Here is a 5141-nt window from a genome sequence, read left to right as displayed (position 1 = left end):
GAAGACCGAGAGGGATCACGCTTGCGCCTTTAGGCGTGGGAGTTGTCAATCGAATAAATCCTCATCTACAATTAGATCGGGGTCAAGTTCTTCAAACTCTTTCCGCTCTTTATCGGACATGTGAGTAGTGAAGGGGACCGGTTTAATCACTTTTTCGTCAGATTGCTTAATTCGACTAAGAACTTTCATCTCCCACACATATTCTCTGAGCTCATTTAGTTCTGAATATAACTTCTCGTAGTCCTTGTAGTCAATGACAACAGTTTTTATTTCATTGTGATCAGATATAAATTGTGGTTCAACAACTGCCTTTTTCCTAACTTCTGAAAAGCTTTTGCTTGCTGTAGTGGCAGGTACAATCTGATTTTTAGTGAACAGCGGTTTTTCCATTGTATCAACTCCCATGATCATGCTCCTTTTCTTTTTATAGTATATGCGAGATCTAATAATAGCATTACTGAAAATGCGGATAAATGTACAGCATAAAAGTACGTATGATCATTCGTAATATAATCTGCGCTTTACTTGGTATTAGCGACGACCAACCAAAGCCTAAGCCCCCGTGCTCCCCCCTCCCAACACAAAAAGACCGCCACCCCCCTCGGGCTAGCGGTCTCTCCACTTCTACACTTCAAGCTCCAGATGTTCCCGAAGCTCGGCTCTGACTCTAGCAATCTCTTCATCCGGCACAATCGCGTACCAGAGTCCGTCGTCCAGCCTGGCTCCGTCATGGGCCACTTCGATCTGATCCGTCGTTCCCACCGCCGAGCGATAGTCCGACTGATAATCCCACATCTCATTCAAAGAGAGGTCGGTCTTGACGGAGTCGCCAAGGATATCGAGAATATCGCCAGCTCGTGTAACCGAGCTGAACTGCGCGCCTTCTTCGATCACGCCTTCGACAATTTCCCGTTGACGGGCGGCACGGCCGGCATCGCCGCGCGGGTCTTCATAGCGCATGCGCGTGTAGGCGAGGGCCTCGGAGCCGTTCAGGAATTGTTCGCCTTCCGAAAATTGGTACCCCTCATTGGAGAATTCAAACTCATTGTTCACTCGAATCCCGCCGAGCGCATCGATCAATGTCTCAAAGCCTTCCATATTCAAGCTGACAAAGTGATCAATCGGCACATCAAACAAGTTCTCCACGCTGTCCATCGCCATGCCGGCCCCGCCATGAGCATAGGCATGGTTGATTTTTTCCGTAGTGCCGTGTCCGACAATTTCTGCGCGCGTGTCACGAGGAATGCTGAGCATCTTCATCGATTCCTGGTTCGGGTTGACGGTGACGAGGATCATCGAGTCCGAGCGGCCGGTGAGTCCTTCGTCGGGGCGGGCGTCGATGCCGGCGATGAGTACGGACATCGGGTCGCCGGAGGAGATCTGGGTATCTCTCCGCTCAGAGCCGCCCTCTCGTCCTTCAATTGGACTGTGCATCCGGTCGGCCGCGCCGCTGACCTGGCTGTATAAATACCATCCAACGCCTATCGCTGCGAGAAATAGGACGCCGACAATAAGGGAAATAATCTTTATTGCTTTTTTCATACGCAAACGCTCCTCCATTCAGGGGAATCATAACAAAACGCTTACCATTGAGGCATTAACATCCGTATAGATAAGGGCATGACTTGCTAAGACTTAATTATATACACAAAAATCCATGCGTACAAGCGAATTTTACCCCAAAATTGTTTTAAAACTATGATATAATCCTTAAGGGCACTACATACTTATATATTTTCATAGGAGGGTTCGAGCTAGATGGAGGAAACCATTAGTCTGAAGGAAATCTTTCAGACACTGAAACAGCGATGGAAGCTGCTGGTCGTCATTCCCATGGTTGCCATGGCTGTAGCGGCCGTTGTAAGCTTTTTCGTATTGACGCCGATGTATGAGCGTTCGACGCAAATCCTTGTCAATCAATCCGGGTCTGAAGGGACATTTACCCAGCAGGACTTGAGAACCAATGTAGAAATTATTAATACCTATAGCGATATTATCAATAGTCCAGCGATTCTAAACGAAGTCATTGAGGAAGCGAACCTAGACCTGAACTACAGTGAACTTGTCGATATGGTCAGCGTTGGGAATGAAAACGAATCCCAAGTGGTGACGATCACGGTGGAGAATAGGCAACCGGAGCAAGCGGTGACGATTGCCAATACGATTGCGGCTATCTTTGAGAACGACATTCCAGAGATCATGAGTGTGGACAATGTTAGCATTCTTTCCGAAGCCGAGCTGGGGGAGAATCCGTCCCCTGTGAGTCCAAACCCCGTTTTGAACATGGCGATTGCCTTTGTGGTGGGGGCGATGGCAGCCGTTGGGCTTTCGTTCTTGCTTGAATACTTAGATACGACCATCAAGACGGAAAAGGATATTGAACATGTGTTGGAGTTGCCGATTCTTGGCGCCGTCTCCAATATGGACAATGCAGAAACGATTCACAAGCAAACATCGTAAGCGAAAGAAGGTGAGAAGATGGCACGCGCCACGACAAAACGAAAACCCCCCGTCAATCAACAAAAACGGCAGCTGATCGCCGATGTGAACAAGCACTCGCCGATTGCCGAGCAGTACCGGACGATTCGCACCAATATTGAGTATTCCGCGATTGACAAGGAGATCAACACATTGCTTGTCACCTCCGCCGGACCCGGGGAAGGGAAGTCGACCACCGCATCGAACCTCGCGGTGGTGATGGGGCAGAACGGGCAACGCGTTCTTCTGATTGATTCCGACATGCGCAAGCCAACCGCGCATTACACATTCGGCATGATGAATACCCGCGGGCTGACGAATGTGCTTTCCCGCCAGCAGAAGCTGGAGGACGTCGTTCAGAACACAAGCATTGAGAACGTCGAGCTCCTGACGTGCGGTCCGATCCCTCCGAACCCGGCAGAGCTCTTAAGTTCGAAAATGATGGAGATGCTCTTGCATCAAGCGTCCGCGGAATACGATATTGTCATTCTGGATACACCTCCAGTGATGGCGGTCGCTGATGCACAAATTTTGTCAAATAAAGTCGATGGAACGATCATTGTCACCTCAAGCGGAAAAACCGACCGTGAACAAATCGAGAAGACGAAGGAAAACCTTCTCAAAGTCAACGCCAATATTCTAGGGGTCGTTCTGAACAATAAGCCTGTGGATGAAAAAACGTACTATTACTATTAAGCAATGAAAGGGATAAGATCAATGGTTGATTTGCATTGTCACATTCTGCAAGGCGTGGATGACGGGGCCGATTCGATGAAGACGAGCCTTGAGATGGCGGAGACGGCGGTAGGCGAAGGCATCTCTACCATTGTGGCGACTCCTCATCATCAGCACCCGCATTTTCAAAACGATGGCGCCTCCGTTCGCTCAGCGGTGGAGGTTCTCAATGCACGAATACAAGAATACGGCATTCCGCTTACCATCAAGACGGGGCAGGAAGTGCGCCTGTACGGAGAGATCACCAAAGACCTCTCCGCCGGTGACTCGCTCTCTCTTGCCGACAGCAAATACGTGCTCGTGGAATTCCCGACAAGCCAGATCCCTGCATACACCTCCCGTCTCTTCTATGAGCTTAGTTCGGAAGGCTACATTCCCGTCATTGCCCACCCCGAGCGGAACAACGTCTTCAAGGAACAGCCCGACAAACTCTATGAGTTGATTAAAAACGGAGCGCTCTCCCAGCTGACAACCTCAAGCCTCACAGGTCATCTCGGAAAAGACATCAAGATCTTCAGCCAACAGCTGCTAGAAGCCAACCTCGTCCATGTCATCGCTTCCGATGCCCATAACGTCGGTGGGCGCACATTCCGCTTCCGTGAAGCATGGAATGAAGTGGAGAAGCTGTACGGCAAAGAGACGGTCTTTATGATGCGAGAGAACGCTCAATTGATTGCGGAGGACAAGCATGTTTATATGGAACCGCCGGAACCCGTACGGAAGAAGAAAAAGCGGTTGTTTGGGATTTTTTGATGAGGATGGCTCTCGTGGAGGGGGCCGTCCTTTTTGTGTTGCTTGGGGGAGAGAAGGGAAGAACCGTGGGGTGGGGGTGTTTCTTGTCGTGAGGGTGTCGCTCTTCTTGGCGGGTTGACGCTCGGTCCTGTCTGAAAGAGAGCTCCTCCTGTCGGAATTCCCTTTTACCATCAAGGTGTATTTTTTGTGTCCGAAAGTCGAGTGTCTTACTCACTTTTGTCCTGGTAAGTGTGATGCTAACGTTCAGGAGAGAAATCAATGAAAGCCGGCACCCAATAAGGCAACCGACTTTCATTTGATCCGATTAAATTCTTCTTCTGTCACTTGAAGTGGTTTTTTCAAGATCTCTTTCCACAAGTGACCACGGACTTCCCCTGTTCCTCTGGACACTTTGACCCGCTTAAAATTACCATTTTCCAGCTGTTTGCGAAAATAATAATGGTGGGTTTTTGTTTTATATTCTTGCCATCCATCCCTACGACAAAAACGTTCTATTTCTCGCCAACTGGGCATCTAATAAGGTCCTTCACTTCGTCTACACTGTCTTGAGCCAACACATTTAGGATAAAAGGGAAGTGTTCACGACGATTCGGTGCGTTAAAATAGGTAGTAAACTCATCTTGATATTCTTTCGCATACTCAATCAGCTCTTCAGCAATCAAGTCAATCGCTTCTTCTTCTGTGTCTCCATTCTCTACGAGATCAAAGCCTTTTAATGTAACAGTAAAAGATCCGTCCTCTTCTCGAGTGAAGTGAGCATCAAACATGAACTGAGAAAAAGCAGCTTTAAGGTGCTCAGAGCTCAGTGCAGCCCACGAGTCACGGTTTCGTTTAACAAAACGGGGACCTTTGCGGACGACATCATCATTAAATTGTCCCCAATTTCTGCGAACATGTGTGGCAGTAAGTGTCTTTTGCATATGAATCACCTCTTTCACCTCCATAGTATCATACATATGCACGTAGTGTATAGTATGTGCATAACGTACATTCTATTTCAAGGATTTCCACAGAAGAGAAAAACTATACCCTCAACGTGCGGTCGGGTATTGAGCGTTTATCTTTTGAGAGGAGAGGCATGTTATAATGATATTATTACGAAATCTTGAACTACCCACCACTTAACGACCTAACGGCCTGTTTGAAGTGGGGGATTCCTACGAATACCAGCGTAA

Annotated in this window: 6 protein-coding genes; 3 read left to right on the top strand and 3 right to left on the bottom strand. The window is 48.3% G+C overall.

Features of this window, described 5'->3' with window-relative positions; genetic code table 11:
- Positions 1-45: 45 nt before the first annotated feature.
- A complete protein-coding gene (locus AVZ68_RS19335) occupies positions 46-405 on the bottom strand; it encodes a type II toxin-antitoxin system Phd/YefM family antitoxin (protein ID WP_059106215.1) in 360 nt (119 codons plus the stop codon).
- A 219-nt stretch (positions 406-624) separates the two neighbouring features.
- Positions 625-1542 (bottom strand): LCP family glycopolymer transferase, encoded by a 918-nt coding sequence (locus AVZ68_RS19330; protein WP_059106214.1) that lies wholly within the window; start codon positions 1540-1542, stop codon positions 625-627.
- Between the two features lie 216 nt (positions 1543-1758).
- Here AVZ68_RS19330 and AVZ68_RS19325 point away from each other — a divergent pair, with 216 nt between their 5' ends.
- Genes AVZ68_RS19325 through AVZ68_RS19315 form a run of 3 tightly spaced genes read left to right on the top strand, consistent with a single transcriptional unit; the run spans position 1759 to position 3966 of the window.
- Positions 1759-2460 carry a YveK family protein gene (locus tag AVZ68_RS19325; RefSeq protein WP_059106213.1) on the top strand — a complete coding sequence of 234 codons (702 nt, stop codon included), beginning with the start codon at positions 1759-1761 and terminating at the stop codon, positions 2458-2460.
- An 18-nt stretch (positions 2461-2478) separates the two neighbouring features.
- Positions 2479-3174 carry a CpsD/CapB family tyrosine-protein kinase gene (locus tag AVZ68_RS19320; protein ID WP_059106212.1) on the top strand — a complete coding sequence of 232 codons (696 nt, stop codon included), beginning with the start codon at positions 2479-2481 and terminating at the stop codon, positions 3172-3174.
- A 21-nt stretch (positions 3175-3195) separates the two neighbouring features.
- Positions 3196-3966, top strand: coding sequence for a tyrosine-protein phosphatase (locus tag AVZ68_RS19315; RefSeq protein ID WP_059106211.1), 771 nt, complete (start codon positions 3196-3198; stop codon positions 3964-3966).
- Positions 3967-4457: 491 nt separating this feature from the next.
- On the opposite strand, the gene AVZ68_RS19305 is transcribed toward AVZ68_RS19315, so the two are convergent.
- Positions 4458-4886, bottom strand: coding sequence for a RelB antitoxin-like protein (locus tag AVZ68_RS19305; protein WP_059106209.1), 429 nt, complete (start codon positions 4884-4886; stop codon positions 4458-4460).
- Positions 4887-5141: the final 255 nt, after the last annotated feature.

The sequence above is a fragment of the Shouchella shacheensis genome (genome assembly GCF_001484965.1).
GTDB classification, from domain to species: domain Bacteria; phylum Bacillota; class Bacilli; order Bacillales; family Bacillaceae_D; genus Shouchella; species Shouchella shacheensis.
This window is presented reverse-complemented; position numbering and strand designations above follow the sequence as displayed.